This is a genomic window from Thioalkalivibrio sp. ALJ3 (assembly GCF_000377205.1).
Lineage (GTDB): Bacteria > Pseudomonadota > Gammaproteobacteria > Ectothiorhodospirales > Ectothiorhodospiraceae > Thioalkalivibrio.
Genome location: NZ_KB897906.1, coordinates 262,592 through 281,675 on the forward strand (window position 1 = coordinate 262,592; position 19,084 = coordinate 281,675).

Below are 19,084 nucleotides of genomic sequence, written 5' to 3' on the forward strand. Positions count from 1 at the left end.
GGGAACTCCCTGCCAGGACCCGGGTATCTAACACCCACAGGTTTTGACGGAGGGGTGTGATGGCGGGTGGCTGGTCCAAAGACGGTGCGGAACAGGAGCAGATCGACGACACCGTCGAGGACGCGCTGGCGCGTGTGCGCAGCCAGCTCCCCGAGGGCGAGAGCCTCGAGGCGTGCGAGGAATGCGGGGCCACGATCCCCGAGGCCCGCCGCCGCGCCCTGCCCGGCGTACGCCTGTGCGTCCCCTGCCAGGAAGCGCATGACGAGGCGGACGCGGCCTTCAGCCCCTACAACCGGCGCGCCTCCAAGGACAGCCAATTGCGATGACTCCCCTCGGACTTCGCAGCCAGCCAGCAGAGGTCGAAGCCCATGGCGCGAACCCTGTACATCACCCATCCCTCCGGCCGGCTTCACGATCCCGGCTCCGGACACCCTGAATGCCCCCAGCGGCTGGCCGCCATTGATGCCGCGCTGCAGAACCTCGATGGACTTGAACGCGTCGAGGACCCGCCACCGGCGGCGAACGAGGACCTGACGCGTGCCCACACCCGCGCCCACGTGGACGCGATTCAAGCCGCACAACCCGGGCCCGGCGTTCGCGTCGCAGTGGACCCCGACACCCGCATCAACCAGCACTCGATCCTCGCGGCACATCATGCGGCCGGCGCGGCGATCGAGGGCGTTCGCCGGGTCCTGGACGACAAGGCCGCCCATGCCTTTTGTGCGATTCGCCCCCCCGGCCACCACGCGGAGCGGGATCGGGCGATGGGTTTTTGCCTGTTCAACAACGTGGCCGTCGCTGCACGCTGGGCGCTGGATGTACACGGCCTTGACCGTGTCGCAATCGCCGACTTCGACGTCCATCACGGCAACGGGACCGAGGACATCTTCCGCGACGATCCCCGAGTGCTTTTCTGCTCCAGCTTCCAGCATCCGTTCTATCCGGACCGTCCCCTGTCCCGTCGCGAGCACCTCATCCATACGCCGCTCGCGGCGGGCACCGACGGCCGCGCCTTCCGCACTGCGATCGAACTCGACTGGCTGCCCGCCCTGGAGCGATTCCGGCCGGAGCTGATCCTGGTGTCCGCCGGCTTTGACGCGCATCGGGAGGACCCGCTCGCCGGGCTCAATCTGGTCGAAAGTGACTTCGAATGGGTTACACGCCAACTGCTAGCAATCGCCAATCAATCCGCGGCGGGCCAGCTGGTTTCGGTTTTGGAAGGCGGGTATGACCTTGCCGCGCTTTCGCGCAGCGTGCGCAGCCATGTCCGGGCATTGATGGACTTCAGATAGCAGCGTCTCGACCCCGTACCTGCGGTACCCTGCGCCCATGAACCTGCGCAGCCATCCCCTCTTGGTCGGCCTGATGTTCCAGGCTGCCCTGATTCCTCTCGCTCTCCTTCTGGCCGCGCTCGCGGGGATCCCGCTGGGCGAACATCTCCACTGGGATCCGGATCATGTGTTGATCGGCTTGATAGCGGTCCTTCCGATGCTGGCAATGCTCGGACTGGTCGCGCATTTCGGCGGGACCGCCTACGACACCCTGTCCAGTCAGGTACGCGAGTTCATCGGCAGGTTGTTCGGAAACGCTTGGCCCGGAGCGATACTGTTGATCTCGCTTCTGGCCGGGCTCGGCGAAGAGCTCCTCGTGCGTGGTGTCCTGCAGACCTGGCTGGACACCCGAATGCCCGCCGGCCTGGCAATCGTGATCGCGGCTGTCGTCTTCGGCCTGGCCCACGCGATCACCCGCCTGTATTTCGTCTTTGCCACGGCCATCGGCCTTTATCTGGGGCTGCTCTATTACCTGACGGGTAACCTGCTGGTGGTCGTCATCACCCACGCGCTGTATGACTGGATCGTAATCCACTGGTACCGGCGCAAGCTTTGACTCTAGTTTGCGAAGTGCGCGGCCCATTTCCATACTCGAGTAACGGACATCCTCAAGGGCGCTGCCGTGAACCAACTCCACCGGGGCGATCTTCTACTGCTGCTGGCACTGGTCGTCCCGCTCTGGGCCGGCGGCCATTTCGCGCCCATCATCTGGGAACGCGACGAGGTCATCCGCTGGCTGACCCAGGCCTCCGGTGTGCTGGCGCTCACCTGTATGCTGCTGGCTGGAATTCTGAGCACCCGGCTTCCGCGCGGCGACCGGCTGTTTGGAGGCCTCAACATCCTCTGGACACGCCACCACGCCCTGGGAGCCGCATCCCTGCTCCTCGCCATCGTGCATGTCTGGTTCGTCGCGGCAAGCGGACTGGGGCATTCCGTGACGTCGGCCGTTCAGCGCCTGTTCCCGGGCCCTGACCACTGGCCCATCGTCGCCGGATGGCTCGCGCTGGTCGTCCTCGTCATCGTGCTGGCCCCGACCTTCAAGTTCTTCGGTGAACCCGGCTACGCCCGCTGGAAACGCCTGCATGTGTTCTCCGGGCTCGCACTGCTGCTGGGGATTGTCCATGCCTGGCCGCTGGCTCAAGCCACCTGGCCCTGGTGGGTGCTTGGCCTACTGGCCCTCTCCGCCTACCTCTGGCGCAAGCTGATCTCGCCGCGAATCGGGCGGCATACCTATCGGGTGGAAGGTCTGGACCGACTGACCCCGACCATGGTCGAGTTGTGTCTGCGCCCCGAAGGAAAGCCACTGGATTACCAGCCGGCGCAGTTTGTCTATCTGACACCGCTCGACCCGGGACTGGCCAACGGCCAGGGCGAGGAACACCCATTCACCCTTGCCTCCGCACCCGGCGAGGAACACCTGCGCATCGGGATCAAGGCGCTGGGGGACGGGTCGCGTGCGTTGCAGGGGATCGCCACGGGCAGCACGGTCCAGGTAGAGGGCCCGTACGGGACCTTCCTGCAAGGTCATGATCGCAAGCGCCCGGCAGTCTGGCTGGGCGCGGGAGTGGGCATCACCCCCTTTGTGTCCGTGGTGCGCGATCTGGCGCACGAAGGACGCTCGGCTGCCCCTCCCGTGCATCTCTTCCAGTTGGCCGATCGGCGGGAGGCGGCGGCCTACCATGACGAACTCGAGCGTCTCGCCGACACGATCGAGGATCTGGACCTGACGTTGCACCTGCGCGAACGGGACGGCCTGCTCAGCGCCGATTTCCTGCGGCAGCACTGTGCGGATTTCGCATCCGCCGAATTCTGGATCTGCGGCCCGGAGGTCGTCGACCGTTACGTGCGCGGACTACTGCATGCCGAAGGCGTACCGAACTCACGTATCCACTCCGAGGCCTTCCATTTACTGTGAGCACGCCATGACAAAAACCGGCCAGACTGTTTATACGCTCCTAGTCGCGTTCATCGCGAGCCTGCTGACCCTCCTGGCCGTGCATCTGCTGCGCCCGGACACCACGCCACCGGTCGTGGAGGGTGACAAGGGCATCACACACGAAGAACTGGCCCGCCACGCCACCGAAGACGACTGCTGGATGGCGATCCATGGCGTGGTCTATGACTTCACCGAGTACCTGCCGCGTCATCCGACACCGATTGAGGACGACTGCGGAACGGATGCCTCGCACGGGTGGGATACCAAGGGGGTCGGCCGTCCCCACAGCCGCCGTGCCCACGACATGCTCCCCGACTACCGCATCGGCGTACTCGCCGGTGACGACCAGCCTTGATTCGGGCCGGACACGCGTCAGGAGCGCGCTTCGCAGATTGCCAGTGCCAGCTGGTTCCGAACCGATTTCAGTGCACGCAGGACCAGCGGATCCAGCTCCGTACTTTCTGATGGCAACTCCAGATAGAGCAGTCCCACACAGCGCTCGCGCACCCCGAGAGGGAGTAGCAGAAAGCTGCGCGCATCCAGCGCATCGCGGAACTCGCGCGGGATATAGCGGCTGATTGCCGGATCCGAACTGTCGCTGATCACCATGTCCTTGCGCTGGGTCATCGCAAGGGACAGCACGTTTCCCGACCCCGTCAGGGACAGGCGCAGACGCCCGGACAGCGACTCGGCTTCGTGCCCAAACGCCGTGTGTGCCACCAGCGTGCGGCGCTCACGGTCCGCCAGCATCAGCATTGCCCGCCGCAAACCCAGCACCTGGTAGATGTTCTCCAGGGTTGTCTGCACCAGCGGGTGCAGCTCAAACCCGTCAACCATCGCGTCGAGCATGTCCGTAAGCGATTCCATCAGCGCCGCAGCCTGCTCGGTCGGCGGTGCGGGCACGGAGTCCGGACCCTCGGCTGACGGATCATCGGTGACATCGAGCAGGACCGCTTCGTCCGGGGTGTCGTGTCCGCTTCCGGACTCACGAACCCCGAGATTGTGGCGCAGTTGACGCAAGTGTTCCTGTCCTTCGCGAGGCAGCTTGACCACACGCAGAAACTGATCCAGGTGGTCCCGGCCCTCATGAATCGCCCGGCGCATACCCGCGGCCTCGACATCCAGCGAGGCCTTGTAACGGCGTCGCAGCTCGGCCAGCGCCAGTTCCTGTTCGGACGGTTCATGGTGAATGATGCGGCCCGCCATCTCCGAGGCAAGTGTGACAATTCGGTGCAAGCGTCGGTCGGCATCATGAACGGGCGGCAACGCGCCCTCGGGCGCTCGCTCCACCGCCTGAACGATCTCGCGGGGAAAATTCCAGTCCTCGAGTACGGACCGGCCCAGTGCCTCATAGGAAATGCCGAGGACCTGGCGGGCCGCCGTCTCCTCCGATACGCCCTGGGTCTGCCGTATCTGGATCTCGTCCGCCTCCTCGGGGAGGTAGTACAGAGCGAGCATCCGCCCAATGTCGTGGAAGAGCGCACAGACGAAGGCCTGTTCGCTCTCGACGCCACCAAGCTGGCGGGCCAGGTTGCGCGCCAGCATGGCGCTGAACAACGTCTGTACCAACGCCTGCATCAGGCGAGTGGACTGGCTCCCGCCCTTGAGATTTTCCAGTAGCACCAGGCCCAGCGCAGCCGTGCGCACCTGTTCGAACCCGAGCAGCACCACGGCCCGGGAGACCGTGCGGATATTGCCGCCAAAGTTGCTGTAGAACGGCGAATTCGCCAGTCGCAGGAGCTTCTGGGTCGTGGCGTAGTCCTTCAACACGGCATTCGACAACTCGGCGACCGAGCGCCGCTGGCTGTCATCCGAACACTGAGTAATCTCGCGAATATGGGCGGACACTCCGGGGAAATCGGGCTTGCGACGGATCCGGCGCAGAATGAAGTCACCCGCATCGCCCTCCTCGTTCTCTCGACCCTCGGCGACGGCCAGAAACGCTTCACGCAGGCTGTGGGCTGTCGCGTATCGGTCGTGTGGGTCGGGCTGCAAGGCCCTCAAGACAATGGCATCCAGGCGTTCGTCACCCTCCCCCGCAACCCTTGAAGGAGGTTCGGACACACCCGTTTCGATTGCGTCCGCAATCTCCTTTTCGGAGTCCCCTGAAAAGGCCCGCTGGCCTGCCAACAGCTCGAAAAACAGTGCGCCCAGCGAGAACACGTCCGCTGCACACGAGGGGACCCCACCTCGAAGCTGCTCCGGGGCCAGGTAATGCCGCGTGTGGGTCTGATGCCCAGCGGTTTGTTCTCCGCCTCGAGGCAAGGCGAGACCAAGACCCGTTACCCGCGCATGGCCGTCCTTTCCAACCGTAATATTGGCCGGCTGCAGGCTGCCATGAACAATTCCCTGATCGTGCGCCGCCGCGAGCGCATCGACAATCTCGCGCATCAGCGTCAGGGCGCGGTCCAGCGGGAGACGGGCTCCTTCCAGAAACACATCCAGCGTCTCGCCTTCGATGTACTCGAACACCAGATAGAGGCCGGCTTCATACGGCCCCGCTTCGAAGATCGCGGCGCAATGGGGGTGCCTGAACCGGCTCACCGCTCGGGCCGAGCGCATCAGCTCATCGCGAGCTTCGGTATCACCCAGGGCATGGTGGGTTAGCGTACGCACCATCACACGCCGATCCAGCACCCCATCATGCGCGACGTACAACCCATCACGTGTGCTCTCGCCCAGCGTCTCCAGAACACGAAAACGATCGATCCACCGTTCCTGGGTCGCATCACGCGAACTCGCCATTCCCCCTCCCAACATAGGTTCGCTACTGTTCTGACCTGAGCCCGGCGGCCAGCCACATCGACGATGATTCGTCCATCGCCCCTTCACGCCAGGGCTTCCATGATGACACGAGCCGGGACCGTTGGCGTCAGATGCCGCGCGATTGCTTGTCCAGATAGGCCTTGAGGTTCCGCGGACGGTAATCGCGGAAATGCTTGTAGCGCCCATCGACCGAGGGGTGCAGCCGGGTCGGCGAATCCTCGGGATCGAGATCCCGGATCAGTGTGCGGCGCAGACGATAGATATGCCGCCGGGACTGGTGAATGACGGCGCGTGGGTCAGGCTGCAGGCCTGCAGTCAGGTGCGGCTCGAACTCCAGCCCCGCACTGGCGGCCTCGTCCAGCATCCAGCTCAGGGCGATATCCGCGACCTGCAGCCCCTGGTCATCGGGTGGATAGCCGCCCCCGATATCAGCGTGAACCCCGGCGAACCACTGCTGGTCCAGATCTAGCCCCTCGCGTGGCTCCCACAGGGTAGGTTCAAAATCCGCGCGACGTTCGTCGATCGCCAGGGCATGGCGGGCAACCCGGACATTTGGCCCCAGCTTGGTGTCGTAGAACTCGTCGGTGCGGTCGAACAGCCCGAGCACCGAAAACGGGATGCCCAGGGCCCCGACGGTATCCCATGCACCAACGAAGCGGATCTCCCGCGAGGGATGGCTGTGCGCCTCACGAAACGCGCGCGAGCGCTCGCCCTCGGGTTTGTGCGTCACCCCGGTCCGCTTGTAGAGCCGAAATGCCTCCTCGATGAGGCGCGCGTCCGGGCGCCTGAGAATTCCGCAGTTGTTGATCAGACCGCACAGGCTGCGCACGGTATACGCACCTCGGCTGAATCCAAACAGGAAGAGCTCTGTGCCCGACGCATAGTTCTGCACGATGTAGCGATAGGCATCGGTGATGTTCTTGTGGATGCCCCGCCCGATCACGCCACCGCTGACCCGGGCGTGGTATGAGCCCACACCCCAGTCATAGAACACCTGCTGGGTGTCGCCGGCGGCGTCCACGGGCGCCACAGCCCGGGCCAGGCGCAATACGTTCGTCGGGACGTCGGACTCGACATCCTCCTCCGGACGGTTCCAGGTCCCGTCCGCGCAGATCACGATACGACGCGTCATCCATGGCCTCCCTGCCGCCTAATTCTTCTTCAGCCTAGACTGCACGGTACCGGTGCGCACATGCCAATCGGCTCTCCCTGACTAACGGCCAATCTCGATGCGCCGCACCCCGGGGCGCTCGCCATCCTTGCGGCGGGGCACATGGATATCCAGCACGCCGTTCCTGAAACGCGCGGATATGCCGTCTGTGTCGGCGTCGCCGGGCAGGCTCAGGACGCGACGAAACTGGCCATAACTGCGCTCGACCCGATAGTAGCCCTCCTCGTCCTCCTCGTGTTCCTGTCGTTTCTCGCCCGAGACGATCAGATCATCACCATCGATCGCGAGATCAATCTCCTCCTGCGAAATCCCGGGCACCTCCACCGATATCCGATAGGCCTTGCGACCCTCGGCAATGTCCACGCTGGGCTTCAGCCACAGGGGACCGGGACTCCCTGCGAGCGCACCACCGGGGGCACGACCGAAGAACTGCTCGAACATACGGTCCATCTCCTGGTGCATCCGCACCAGAGGATCGAGGTTGGTGTCCTCTCGCCGCGCGGGCAGGACCTCGGGCCGCTCCTGTTCCTCTCGCTTGAACCAGTTCCACGGCTTGAGCTTTTGCAGGTCCATGTGCTCACCTCCTTGATCCCGGTCAGCCCGGGTACCTTGCATTCGGGTGTTCTATTCCAATAACTAGGTTGTAGCACGGATTTTTCAAGCCGGAGGCAAGGAAACAGTTGGCGATAACTGGCCGAGGAACATACTACTCTTCAATGGAATACGACTTTTATATAACGTTATTTATTATTGCTGGCACGGTGGCCGCCTCGGTCTGGGCCTGGCAGCGTCCGCGTGTGATGGAGCGGATGATCTACTGGCCACCGGCGGTGGCCCGCGGCGAATACTGGCGGCTGGTCACCCACGGGTTCATCCACGCGGACGGGACCCACCTCGCGTTCAACATGATCACCCTGTTCTTCTTCGGGATGGCCATGGAGCGCGTACTCGTCCCGGCAATCGGCGTACTCGGCTTTGTGGCGTTCTACCTGGCCGGCATCGTGCTGGCGATCCTGCCCACCCACCTGCGCCATCGGGACAACCGCTTCTACCGCAGCCTGGGCGCCTCGGGGGCGGTCTCGGCCGTTTTGTTCGCCTATATCCTGCTTCAGCCCTGGTCGATGCTGTTCGTGTTCTTCATTCCGATGCCGGCGATCGTGTTCGCGGCCGCCTACGTGGCCTATTCGTTCTGGGCGCAGCGGCAGGCACGCGACAATGTGAATCACAGCGCCCACCTGTGGGGCGGCGCCTGGGGCGTAGGCTTCATGCTCCTGCTGGAACCAGCGCTGTTCGGGCGTTTCTTCCAGGAACTGCTGTCGCCGCTTGGAGGATAGAGGTGAATCCTTCCGGGCACCCGGTGGTCCCATAAAGCGCAGTTACACGAGACTGGGCCCGATTTCGCCACAGGAGGTCGCATGCCTCGAACCACATACGCACACGCCTGGCCGGCCATTGGTCTCTTCGCCGGGTTGGCTCTCGCCTTTGGACCCACACCCACTCTGGCGGATGACGGAGCCGGGAGCCGGGTCGTCTGGCAGGAACCCATCGAGGTGGCCCGCGGCGAGGCCTACCGAGGCCCCTGGCGCATGAATGCCTCCGACTTTCGCTATGTGGACGACGCCTCGGTGGCGATTAACGATCATGGCGAGGTGGTCGTCGTTTGGGTTGACCAGGTGGAGCAGGCGATCCTGCTGCAACGCTACAACCGGGACGGTCAGGCCGTCCTGGATGAACCCACCCGTATCGGCGGGGAACCGGACACCTTCTCCTGGCTGCCGCGCGTGGCGATCGAGCCGGCACCGGATGACGAGGACGACTTCACCGTGCATCTGCTCTGGCAGGAGATCCTGTTTACCGGGGGCGACCACGGCGGGGAGATCTTCTATGCCCGCTCCCGGGACGGCGGACGCTCCTTCGAGGGTCACCAGAACCTTTCGAACTCCCGCGATGGAGCCGGCAAGGGGCGCATCACCGCGCACCGCTGGGACAATGGCAGCCTGGACCTGCTCCTGGCCGGGAATGGACAAGTCGTCGCGGCCTGGACCGAATACCGGGGTCCACTGCGTGTCACCTATTCGTCCGACAACGGGGAAAGCTTCGCGGAGCCCGAGACGATCAACGACGGGGCCGACAAACCGGCCCGCGCACCGAGTCTGGCTCGGGCTCCCTCGGGGCGGATCCTGCTCGCCTGGTCGGAGGGCGACAGCCCGTATGCCGATATCCGCATCGCAACCTCGGATGAGCTGGGCGACGGTTTTACCGCACCCGCGACGGCGCTTGAAACGCCCGGTCACGCCGACGCCCCTTCGCTGGCCGTGGATGACGAAGGCACCGTGCATCTGGCGTTCGGGGCCATCCCAGCGAACGACCTGGAGGACTACCGGCAACCCTACCACCGTCGACTGCACATCACCCAGGCCGATGCGGACACCCTGGAGTTCACCCCGCCGACCCAACTCGACGCGGACGACTGGCCGGGCGGCTTCCCCACGCTGGCGCGTTCTAACGAACGGCTCTATCTCATCTGGCAACGCTATCAACACCCGACCGATCGCCCGTACGGCCTCGCGTTTACCCACGCCCCACTGGACACCCTGGCGTTCGCGCCCGTCGAACCCGTCCGGGGGACCGTCGACCGGCCCTACAGCGGCGGGCTTCAGGGACAGCTGAAACGGCGGATGGCCGCCAACGCGGCTGGCGAGATCGCGATTGCCCAGAGCCGCTTCGTCCCGGGCAGCCACAGCGACATCCTGTTGATCCGTGGACAGACTCAGGACCGCTGATGGCCTCGGAGTCCTTCTCGCTGATGATCCATGGCGGGGCCGGGCGCATCCGCGAGGCGCAGGACCCGCTGGTTGCCGAGCAGTACCACGCCGCGATACTGCGGGTACTGGAAGCCGGCCGCGAGCACCTGACCCGTGGCGAGCGCGCACTCGATACCGTTGAATACTGCGCGGCGCTACTTGAGGACGACCCGCTGTTCAACGCCGGGACCGGAGCCGCGCTGACGCGCGAGGGCACGGTCGAGCTGGATGCCGCGATCATGGACGGTACAACCCTCGGTGTGGGGGCCGTGGGTGCGGTTCGCGGCATCGCCAACCCCATCCGCCTGGCCCGCGCGATCCTGGAGGACGGCGCGCATGTGCTGCTGGTTGCGGAGGGTGCCGCAAGCTTTGCCCGGCAGGCCGGACTGCCCCTGATCGACGAACGCCGACTGATCACGGCGCAGCGGCGGGAGCAACTGGGACGAACGCTGCGGCGTGGCACAGTCACGCTGGACCATGACGAGCCCGCCCCGGGGACCATCGGCGCCGTCGCCCGCGATCAGCACGGCCACCTGGCGGCGGCGACCTCCACCGGCGGCATGAATGGCCAGCGCCCCGGACGCGTCGGGGACTCGCCCATCGCGGGGGCGGGCGTCTATGCGGACGATCACACTGGCGCCATCTCGGCGACCGGACTCGGCGAACATTTCCTGCGCAGTGTCTTCGCCAAGGATCTGGCCGACCGTATCGAGCTGCTGGGTCTCAGCGCCGCCGAGGCCCTGTCCGCAAGCCTGCAACGGCTGCACGAACGACTGGATGGCTACGGTGGGGCGATCGTGATCGACTGCGAGGGGCGCTGTGCGGCCGGCACCACCACCCCGCGCATGCTCCATGGCTGGATCGAGCACGGCGGCCCCAGCGAGACCCGTATCGAGCCGTAATCGCGGCCCATGAAGCGCGATCCAGAACAAGCCGTTACCATTCCTCGCCCACGCACGAAACCACAGGCCGCCACCATGCAAGACGCCATCGCCCGCCTCCCCAAGGTAGAGCTGCACCTGCACATCGAGGGCGCCCTGGAACCCGAACTCATGTTCCGGCTGGCCGAGCGCAACAACGTGGAACTACCCTATGCCTCGATCGACGAGGTGCGCGCGGCCTACCAGTTCCAGGACCTGCAGTCGTTTCTGGATATCTACTACGCGGGGGCCCGCGTGCTGCTGACCGAGCAGGACTTCTACGACCTGACGTGGGCCTACCTGAAACGCTGCCAGCAGGATCACGTACGCCACACGGAGATCTTCTTCGATCCCCAGACGCATACCGAACGCGGCGTGTCGTTCGCAACGGTGATCAACGGCATCACCCGCGCCCTGGACGACGGCGAACGCGAGTTGGGTATCTCCAGCCGGCTGATCCTGTGCTTTCTGCGCCACCTGAGCGCCGAGGCCGCGATGGAGACCTTCGAAGCGGCTCTGCCCTACCGCGACCGCATTGCGGCGTTCGGCCTGGACTCGGCAGAACAGGGCAACCCGCCGGAGAAATTCCGGGCGGTATTCGATCGCGTGCGCGAGGCCGGCTTCCGCGTCGTCGCCCACGCTGGCGAGGAGGGCCCGCCCGAATACATCCACCAGGCACTGGACCTGCTGCAAGTCGATCGCATCGACCATGGCGTGCAGGCCGAACAGGACCCCGCCCTGCTGCAACGGCTTGCGAAGGAGCAGATCCCGCTGACCGTCTGCCCGTTGTCGAACATCAAGCTCTGCGTGTTCGACCGGCTTGAGGACCACAACCTCAAGCGCCTGCTCGATGCCGGGCTGCGGGTCACCATCAACTCCGACGATCCCGCCTACTTCGGCGGCTACATCGGCGAGAACTTCCGCGCGACTACGAACGCGCTGGGACTGTCCCTAGACGACCTGGAGAAGCTCGCCCGTAACGCGGCCGAAGCCGCCTTCCTGAACGATTCCGCCCGCCAGCACCTCCACGACGAAATCACGGACTGGCGCCGCAGCATCGCCTGACCGGACACGGTGCCAGGACGTCTCCCTCAGCCCTGGCGAGTGTCCGGCAGGGCTGGCGGCACCCGGTCAAACCACGGCTGCGCGGTTTCCAGCTGGGTCGCCAGCGAGAGCAGCCGCCCCTCCTCGCCCCAGGGCGCCATAAATTGCACACCCACGGGCAGCCCGGCACGATCCCAGTGCAGCGGTACCGACATCGCCGGGATACCGGCCAGATTGGCCGCCAGGGTAAACGGGGTGCGCTCGAGGTTCTCGAAGGTCATCCGCTCCAGAAAGCGGCTGTTGAGCATCCAGCGGCCCACCGGGAGGTACAGGGCAAGCCGCTGCAGGGTGCGGACCAGGGGAGCCGGCTCCAGCTCGCCGATCCGCGGCGGCGGCATCGCCACGGTGGGCAGGAGCAGGAGATCGTAGCGCTCGAACAGCGTCGCCAGCGCCAGCCTGACGCGATGCCAGCCCTGCCGCGCACGGGCGTATTCCCCCGCGGTCAAAGCCCGCCCCAGCCGCGCCAGCGTACGCGTATCCAGCTCGAATTCGTCCCAGCGGGCACCCCGTTCGCGCGCTCGCGCCACGAAAGCCGCCGCCTGCCCGTAAAGCAACGCCAGCACGGCCCGCGCTACGCGCTGTCCGTCCACCGGCCAGTCCGCCACCCGCTCGACAACGTGCCCCTGACCCTCCAGCAAACCGGCGGCGCGCTCCACTGCTTCCACACTGTCGCCATCGACCCGTCCACCAACGGGCGAATCGACGTTCCAGCCGATCCTCAGACGACCCGGCTCGCGTTGCGCGAGCTCCTCGAAGCTCGCGGGGGGCGCCTCCACACGAAAAGGTGCGGAAGCACTCTGTCCCGAGGACAGAACATCGAGCATTCGAGCACTGTCACGCACGCTGCGCGAAAGCACACCCTCGCTCACTGCACCCTCCCAGGCCTCGCCCGCCAGTGGCGTGGTCGGCACCCGCCCGCGGGAAGGCTTGAGTCCGAACAGCCCGCAGTAAGAGGCCGGTATGCGAATCGATCCTGCCCCGTCATTGGCCCCAGCCATGGGCACGATCCCGGCGGCTACGGCCGCAGCCGCCCCACCGCTGGAACCACCGGGCGACCGATCGGTATCCCAGGGGTTCCGCGTTGGCCCCCAAAGCGCGGACTCCGTAATCCCCTTGAGCCCGAATTCCGGCGTGGTGGTCTTGCCGAGGATCACCAGCCCCGCCTCCTCGGCCCGGCGCACGGTGTCGGCACTGACCGGCGCAATCAACCGACGGCAGGCTCGACTACCCGAGGTCGTGGGAAGCCCCTGCACGTCCTGCAGAAGGTCCTTGACCAGGTACGGGACCCCGGCGAATGGTCCCTTGATCTCCTCGCCGATTCGCGCCTGAGCACGCGGACGGGCATCGATGCAAACCGCATTGAGCACCGGATTGACCGCATCCAGCCGTTCCAGCGCGCAACGAAGCAGGGACTCCGGCGTCACCTCCCGCTCGCGTACAGCGAGCGCACAGGCGCAGGCATCCAATCCACGGTAGAAGCGCAGGTCCAACGGGAGCCTCTTCGGTTTCCACACTGACCGTGGCACTATAGCCTCTCCGGCCCCGTAGGGTCAGGGAGCGGCCCCACATACCCCACGAGAGCCCGGCTGGTGAATCGGAATCCCACCGCAGCAAAATCCGGAGAACGGCCTCTACCCGCATACCCCGACTGGCTGCTCCGCTTGCCCCGCCTGCAGGTCGGGATCGGCGTCGCGCTGTGCTACGCAATCGCCGTAGCTATCAGCATTCTGTTGGCCCAGGTCTCGCTACAAACCAGTACCATCTGGCTGGCCAGCGGCGTCGGGCTTGCGGCGGTGCTGATCTGGGGCTACTGGCTGCTGCCAGTCCTCGCCATCGTGCACCTGCTGACCAGCCAATGGCTCGGCAGTGACCTCGGCTGGCTGGCCCGCAGTGGCTGGGCGCTTATAGCCGTGGCCGAGATGGGACTGGCATCGCTGTGGCTGCAACGCGGACGGCCCGGCCTCGCACCCCGTCTGAATCTGCGCGGCACGGCCCGCTTCACGTTCATCGCACTGCTGGTCGTCCCGCTGGCAGGTTCCCTGCTGGCGGCGAGCTGGCTCCTGCTGCTGGGCCTGATTGATGGCGACACCTTCTATCTCATCGCCCGTAACTGGTTCGTGGCCGTGGTCCTGGGAATCGCCTCGATCGTGCCTCTGGTCAGCAATCTGCTGGTCCACGGTGTTCCCCGCTTTCACGGTCGCGGCGTCGAGGCACGCATTGTCCTGATGGGGCTATTGATCCCGACTGGCCTGATCCTTGGTTACCAGCTCACCCAGCACAACCCCGTGGAGGCGATGCTGTACGCCTCTCTCCCTTTATTGCTCTGGGCCAGCGTGTTCCTGCGCGAGACGGGTGCGGCGATTGCAGTCACGCTATTGGTCCTGGGTGTGGTCGGGATCAATGGCGTGTCCCCCGACCACGCCTTGCCGATCTGGATCATCGGGGCCCACATCATCGCGTTCGGCCTGATGGCTCTCATTATCGGAAGCGCTCAAAGCAGCCTGGAGGAGGCAATTACCGACCGGGCACGACAAGCCGAACTTGAATATCTCGCCTACCACGACGCCCTCACCGGCCTGCCAAACCGTGCCCAGCTGCTGCGCGCACTGGATGGGCTGACAGATATGCAACCGAAAGGCGGCCCGCCGTTCGCCGTGTTGATGATGGACCTCGATGGTTTCAAACCCGTGAACGATCGACTGGGTCATGCAGCCGGCGATGCGGTTCTGCGCATCGTGGCGGAACGCCTGCAACGCCATTGCAAGGCCGCGGACCATGTCGCTCGTTTCGGCGGCGACGAGTTCGTGATCGTGCTGCCGCACTGTCCCGATTACGAACAGGCCCGCAAAGCCGGCGAGCGCCTGCGCGAGGTGATCCGTCAACCCATCCAGCTTCCCGCTTCCAAAGCCACGGACGTGGCCCACGTCGACGCCAGCATCGGTATTGTGCATTCTGGCCAGGTGCCACCGGATCCGGATGCCCTCCTGGCCGCTGCCGACCAGGCCCTATACCAGGCCAAGGCAACCGGACGCGCCCGGATCACGGCATACGCTACGCATTGACAGGCCGCAAATGGCGCGCGGTTGTTGAAAACGCATGCGACGCGCATTATACGGAGCGGCAGCAAGGACGCTGGCGTTACGGAACGGACTCGGGAGCAAGGCATGCGCGGGCACAGGACGCCATCGATGGATCGGCAGCCAGGGCCGGGATCATGAGGATCCTGGTGGTGGACCGTTCACGCGTGTTCCGCGCCCTGTGGAGCCGCATGGTGGGAGCCGCCGGACACGAAGCGAGCATGGCCGGCACCGGCGCCGAGGGCCTCGCACGCCTGGACATCTTTCGCGCGGAGCTGGCCTGTGTTTCGCTGAGCCTGCCCGACATGGATGGTCTGGAATTTTGCCGCGCGGCGCGCAAGAAGCGCTATGGCCGCGGGCTCCCGCTGATCATCCTTACGTCCAACCCCGACCTGCGGATTCGCGAACGCGCCTTCGCCGCGGGGGCCACGGACGTGCACGACCGAACCAACATCGGCGATCTGTTCCAGCAGGCCGAACGCTACGCACAACCGCTGGAGACGCTCCACAGCGGGCGGGTTCTGTATGTCGAGGACAGCCCCACTGCCGCACGCTACCTGAGCCGTGCACTGGAGCCCATGGGACTCGATATCGTGCACTACACCAATGCGTCCGAAGCCCTCGCGGCCTTCGACCCGTCTCACTTCGACCTGGTCCTGAGCGATGTTCTCGTGGAGGGCGAACTCAGTGGCATGGGCCTCGTAGGGTGTATCCGACAGCAATGCCCGGACATGACGGCGATGCCGATCGTTGCGATGTCGGGCCTGGATGATCAGCATCGACGGGCGGAATTATTTCGCTTGGGTGTCAACGACTTTATAACGAAACCCGTTCAACGAGATGAGCTACGTGCTCGTCTGAGCAACCTCTTGAACAACAAGCGCCTGATGGACGAGGTCCGCCTCCAGCGCCAGAAGCACTACGAGATGGCCATGGTGGATCCCCTGACCGGGCTCAGCAATCGCAATGCCCTGAGCGACTTCGCCAGCCGATTTTTCGACGAGCCCGGCAGCCAGGAACAACCGATTGCACTGATATTGATGGATCTCGACCGCTTCAAGGACATCAACGACCGCCACGGACATCTGGTTGGCGACGAGGTCCTCGCGGCCATTGGTGAACTTCTGCGCACGGTGGCCACTCCTGGCGAGGTCCCTATCCGCTTCGGTGGCGAAGAGCTGCTGATCCTGATGCCGGGCAGTGACCTGTTCGACGCGCATACGCGTGCCGAGGACCTGCGCCAGCGGATCCAGGAGCTGCATCCAGCCGGCCTCCCGCTGACCGCTTCGTTCGGCGTCACCAGCCGGGAGCCCGGAAGCAACGCCGGAATCAACGACCTGTTCCGCGCGGCCGACGAAGCGGTCTACAACGCCAAGGCCCGAGGACGAAACTGCGTGGTTTCACTCCCCAGCCGGCATGACAGCCCTGCAGTGGAGTACTACGGCTGATCGCGGTCACAGAATCCGCCCTGTTTTCTCAGGGTTCGATCCTTTAGGGTCACGAGTTAGAGATTCGAATGGGAACAATGGAATGAAAGGCATTGTGTTTAACGTCCTTGAAGATATCGTGACGGAACACTACGGCGAGGCTGGCTGGGACGACGTCCTGGGCAGGGCGGAAGTCAGCGGCGTCTATACCTCGCTCGGGAATTACGAAGATGACGAGATGATGCGACTTGTCAGCGCCGCCTGCGAGATCACGGGCCTCGATACCTCCGACTGTCTGCAATGGATCGGGCGCGAGATGCTTCCGCGCTTCGAACAGGCCTACCCGGGTGTATTCGATCCCTACCCCGATTCGATGGGGCTTCTCCAGGCCCTGAACGACGTGATCCACCCGGAGGTCGTGAAACTCTACCCGGGCGCTCAAGTCCCTGTGTTTGACTGTGAGCAAACTGGACCCCACGAGTTGTCGATGGACTACCGTTCCGAACGCGGACTTTGCTCACTGGCACACGGGCTTATGCTGGGCACTGGCGATCGCTACGGGCAAACCGTCCATGTCGATCACCCCGAGTGCCAGCATCGAGGCGACACCCGCTGCCATTTCCAGATCCATATCGAGCCGCGCGTTGGCTGACCCGCACCACCAAGAGGATGCAAGGGCTGCGACGGCACAACGTGATCGCCGCCTGCATCGCGAGCGGCAGGCTCGGCAGGAAGCCGAGCGGATCGCCGAAGACGCTACCCGGCGCCTGTATCGAGAACAGATCAAGCTCGCAACCATCCTGGAAGTCACGCGACTGGCCAATGCCAGCGACAGTCTGGAAGACACCACGGCTCAGGGGCTGCAGCAGCTCGCCGCCCACACCGTCTGGAAGCGCGGCCATGCCCTTTACCGCAACCCGGAGGGACACCTGCGGCGGATTGCCGAGCTGAACCTCCCCGCACAGGATGGTGCGATCGAACCTACACCCGCAGGTCGGGTACTACTGGACTCGGCCAGCGGCATCGAAAGCCAGCTTGGGCTCGCTGCCCAATCGCCCAACGACCCGGTTCGCTGCTGTATCTGCAGCATCTATGTCCATGGCCATTGCTATGGCCTGATCGAGGCCTTCGCCGACACCCCGGATATCGACCCGGACCTCAGCCGTGAGGTCATCGAGGGGATCGCCCAGGCACTCGGACATGTGTACAAGCGGGAGCACGACCGCAAAGTGATCGAGCACATGGCCTATTTTGATGGCCTCACCGGGCTGGGCAATCGCGCCCTGTTCTTCGACCGGCTCGACCTGGCGCTGCGGCGCGCCCGGCGGGCCGAGCAATGTGTGGCGGTTCTGGCTCTGAACATCGACCGTTTCCGCGACATCAATGACATGGTCGGCAAACAGGCGGGTGACCAATTCCTGGTAGCGCTGGCCAACAGCCTGCGCACCGTTATTCGCGACACCGACACTGCTGCGCGCATTGGTGGTGATGAGTTCGTTGTGGTGTTTGACGGGGTTGACTCCTCCATGGATGTCGAAGGGCTATGTCAGCGCGTGCTGAATGCCCTGTACCGGGACTATTCCGCACACGTCCCCGAAGGCTTCGACCCACACATGAGCGCGGGTGTGGCGGTATTCCCCGGCGACGCCCACGACGCGGAAGTGCTCACCCGCTGCGCGGAGATGGCCCTGCAACGCTCCAAGGGTGAAGGTGGGGCACGCCTTACGGTATACGATCCCGCTCTGGCGGAGCGCAGCGCGCGCCGTCGCGAATTGGAGCAGGAACTCCGCACCGCAGTGGCAAACGGCGAGCTGGTGCCCTGGTTTCAGCCCATCGTGGACCTGCCGAGCCAGCGCATTGTCGGCGCCGAGGCTCTGCTGCGCTGGCAGCGCCCCGGTGCACCCGGGCCTGATCAGTTTGTTCCTATACTGGAAGAACTCGGTTTGATGCTGGACGTTGGCGACCTGGTGTTGAATACCGCCTTGCAGCAGGCTGCCGACTGGCGCGCGTCCGGCCATGACTTCCAGCGCATCTCGGTGAACGTCTCGCCAGTCCAACTCAAACGCGACCACTTTCTAACGGTACTGGACCGTGCCCTGTCCGAAACCGCCTTGCCCGCCGACTGCGTCTGTCTTGAAATCACCGAAAACGTCTACCTCGCGGGAGACTCCAGCATCCGCGCCCGGATCGCCGCCGTTCGCGAGCGCGGAGTGCATATCGCGCTCGACGACTTCGGTACGGGATACTCGTCGCTGGGCTATCTCCAGTGGCTGCGACTCGACACGCTCAAAATCGACAAGAGCTTCGTGCAACCCCTTGGACAGGACCCTTACTACACGAATCTTGTGCGTTCCATCATTAGTCTGGCGCAAGCGCTGGACTTGCAGGTGACCGCCGAAGGCATCGAACACCCCGACGCGGCGGACATGCTGGCGGCCATGGGCTGCACCTATTGCCAAGGCTATTACTTTGGGCGGGCCATGCAGGCAGACGCACTCACCCCTCTACTGCCAAAATCCTGTTAGGGAACACTGATCAATCCACCAAC

The 19,084-nt window shown here is 64.8% G+C and carries 17 protein-coding genes; 13 read left to right on the forward strand and 4 right to left on the reverse strand.

All coding sequences use genetic code 11. The annotated features are described in order from the left end of the window. The first annotated feature begins 59 nt into the window (after positions 1–59). From C935_RS0105380 to C935_RS0105400, 5 genes are all read left to right on the forward strand, one after another. Entirely contained in the window at positions 60–326 is a 267-nt protein-coding gene (locus C935_RS0105380; protein ID WP_018861492.1) for a DksA/TraR family C4-type zinc finger protein, read from the forward strand. A gap of 42 nt (positions 327–368) precedes the next feature. Then, positions 369–1,292, forward strand: a complete 924-nt coding sequence (locus C935_RS0105385; RefSeq protein ID WP_018861493.1) for a histone deacetylase family protein — start codon at positions 369–371, stop codon at positions 1,290–1,292. Between the two features lie 37 nt (positions 1,293–1,329). Then, complete coding sequence (locus C935_RS0105390) at positions 1,330–1,887, forward strand: CPBP family intramembrane glutamic endopeptidase (RefSeq protein WP_018861494.1); 558 nt, start codon at positions 1,330–1,332, stop codon at positions 1,885–1,887. 66 nt (positions 1,888–1,953) lie between these two features. Continuing rightward, positions 1,954–3,246 (forward strand): ferric reductase-like transmembrane domain-containing protein, encoded by a 1,293-nt coding sequence (locus tag C935_RS0105395; protein ID WP_018861495.1) that lies wholly within the window; start codon positions 1,954–1,956, stop codon positions 3,244–3,246. 7 nt (positions 3,247–3,253) lie between these two features. After that, positions 3,254–3,622, forward strand: a complete 369-nt coding sequence (locus C935_RS0105400) for a cytochrome b5-like heme/steroid binding domain-containing protein (protein WP_018861496.1) — start codon at positions 3,254–3,256, stop codon at positions 3,620–3,622. A 17-nt stretch (positions 3,623–3,639) separates the two neighbouring features. Here C935_RS0105400 and C935_RS0105405 read toward each other — a convergent pair whose 3' ends face one another. The 3 genes from C935_RS0105405 to C935_RS0105415 form a co-directional block, all read right to left on the reverse strand. After that, positions 3,640–6,012: an HDOD domain-containing protein gene (locus C935_RS0105405; RefSeq protein WP_018861497.1), complete on the reverse strand. Its 2,373-nt coding sequence runs from the start codon at positions 6,010–6,012 to the stop codon at positions 3,640–3,642. A 127-nt stretch (positions 6,013–6,139) separates the two neighbouring features. Continuing rightward, complete coding sequence (locus C935_RS0105410) at positions 6,140–7,165, reverse strand: DUF2235 domain-containing protein (RefSeq protein WP_018861498.1); 1,026 nt, start codon at positions 7,163–7,165, stop codon at positions 6,140–6,142. 81 nt (positions 7,166–7,246) lie between these two features. Continuing rightward, complete coding sequence (locus C935_RS0105415) at positions 7,247–7,777, reverse strand: Hsp20/alpha crystallin family protein (protein WP_018861499.1); 531 nt, start codon at positions 7,775–7,777, stop codon at positions 7,247–7,249. A 143-nt stretch (positions 7,778–7,920) separates the two neighbouring features. Between C935_RS0105415 and C935_RS0105420 the strand changes: the two genes are divergently transcribed. From C935_RS0105420 to C935_RS0105435, 4 genes are all read left to right on the forward strand, one after another. Continuing rightward, complete coding sequence (locus C935_RS0105420) at positions 7,921–8,538, forward strand: rhomboid family intramembrane serine protease (RefSeq protein WP_018861500.1); 618 nt, start codon at positions 7,921–7,923, stop codon at positions 8,536–8,538. An 81-nt stretch (positions 8,539–8,619) separates the two neighbouring features. Then, positions 8,620–9,987, forward strand: coding sequence for a hypothetical protein (locus C935_RS0105425; protein WP_018861501.1), 1,368 nt, complete (start codon positions 8,620–8,622; stop codon positions 9,985–9,987). Next, entirely contained in the window at positions 9,987–10,910 is a 924-nt protein-coding gene (locus tag C935_RS0105430; protein ID WP_018861502.1) for an isoaspartyl peptidase/L-asparaginase family protein, read from the forward strand. The genes C935_RS0105425 and C935_RS0105430 overlap by 1 nt, the downstream gene beginning before the upstream one ends. 75 nt (positions 10,911–10,985) lie before the next feature. After that, entirely contained in the window at positions 10,986–11,993 is a 1,008-nt protein-coding gene (locus C935_RS0105435) for an adenosine deaminase (RefSeq protein WP_018861503.1), read from the forward strand. 26 nt (positions 11,994–12,019) lie between these two features. Here the strand turns inward: C935_RS0105435 and C935_RS0105440 are convergent, their stop codons facing one another. Continuing rightward, complete coding sequence (locus C935_RS0105440; RefSeq protein ID WP_018861504.1) at positions 12,020–13,522, reverse strand: amidase; 1,503 nt, start codon at positions 13,520–13,522, stop codon at positions 12,020–12,022. 99 nt (positions 13,523–13,621) lie between these two features. On the opposite strand from C935_RS0105440, the gene C935_RS0105445 reads away from it, so the two are divergent. The 4 genes from C935_RS0105445 to C935_RS0105460 all read left to right on the forward strand — a co-directional run bounded on the left by C935_RS0105445 (position 13,622) and on the right by C935_RS0105460 (position 19,061). Further along, entirely contained in the window at positions 13,622–15,094 is a 1,473-nt protein-coding gene (locus tag C935_RS0105445) for a diguanylate cyclase (RefSeq protein WP_231372834.1), read from the forward strand. A 152-nt stretch (positions 15,095–15,246) separates the two neighbouring features. After that, positions 15,247–16,557 (forward strand): diguanylate cyclase, encoded by a 1,311-nt coding sequence (locus C935_RS0105450; RefSeq protein WP_018861506.1) that lies wholly within the window; start codon positions 15,247–15,249, stop codon positions 16,555–16,557. Between the two features lie 82 nt (positions 16,558–16,639). Next, on the forward strand, positions 16,640–17,188 hold the full coding sequence (locus tag C935_RS0105455) for a heme NO-binding domain-containing protein (RefSeq protein WP_018861507.1): 549 nt from the start codon (positions 16,640–16,642) through the stop codon (positions 17,186–17,188). Continuing rightward, complete coding sequence (locus tag C935_RS0105460; protein ID WP_018861508.1) at positions 17,181–19,061, forward strand: bifunctional diguanylate cyclase/phosphodiesterase; 1,881 nt, start codon at positions 17,181–17,183, stop codon at positions 19,059–19,061. The genes C935_RS0105455 and C935_RS0105460 overlap by 8 nt, the downstream gene beginning before the upstream one ends. Positions 19,062–19,084 lie beyond the last annotated feature (23 nt).

Coding starts and splice junctions, on each gene's coding strand:
- C935_RS0105380 (WP_018861492.1), top strand. CDS start 60: ATGGCGGGTGGCTGGTCCAAAGACGGTGCGGAACAGGAGCAGATCGAC.
- C935_RS0105385 (WP_018861493.1), top strand. CDS start 369: ATGGCGCGAACCCTGTACATCACCCATCCCTCCGGCCGGCTTCACGAT.
- C935_RS0105390 (WP_018861494.1), top strand. CDS start 1,330: ATGAACCTGCGCAGCCATCCCCTCTTGGTCGGCCTGATGTTCCAGGCT.
- C935_RS0105400 (WP_018861496.1), top strand. CDS start 3,254: ATGACAAAAACCGGCCAGACTGTTTATACGCTCCTAGTCGCGTTCATC.
- C935_RS0105405 (WP_018861497.1), bottom strand. CDS start 6,012: ATGGCGAGTTCGCGTGATGCGACCCAGGAACGGTGGATCGATCGTTTT.
- C935_RS0105410 (WP_018861498.1), bottom strand. CDS start 7,165: ATGACGCGTCGTATCGTGATCTGCGCGGACGGGACCTGGAACCGTCCG.
- C935_RS0105415 (WP_018861499.1), bottom strand. CDS start 7,777: ATGGACCTGCAAAAGCTCAAGCCGTGGAACTGGTTCAAGCGAGAGGAA.
- C935_RS0105420 (WP_018861500.1), top strand. CDS start 7,921: ATGGAATACGACTTTTATATAACGTTATTTATTATTGCTGGCACGGTG.
- C935_RS0105425 (WP_018861501.1), top strand. CDS start 8,620: ATGCCTCGAACCACATACGCACACGCCTGGCCGGCCATTGGTCTCTTC.
- C935_RS0105430 (WP_018861502.1), top strand. CDS start 9,987: ATGGCCTCGGAGTCCTTCTCGCTGATGATCCATGGCGGGGCCGGGCGC.
- C935_RS0105435 (WP_018861503.1), top strand. CDS start 10,986: ATGCAAGACGCCATCGCCCGCCTCCCCAAGGTAGAGCTGCACCTGCAC.
- C935_RS0105450 (WP_018861506.1), top strand. CDS start 15,247: ATGAGGATCCTGGTGGTGGACCGTTCACGCGTGTTCCGCGCCCTGTGG.
- C935_RS0105455 (WP_018861507.1), top strand. CDS start 16,640: ATGAAAGGCATTGTGTTTAACGTCCTTGAAGATATCGTGACGGAACAC.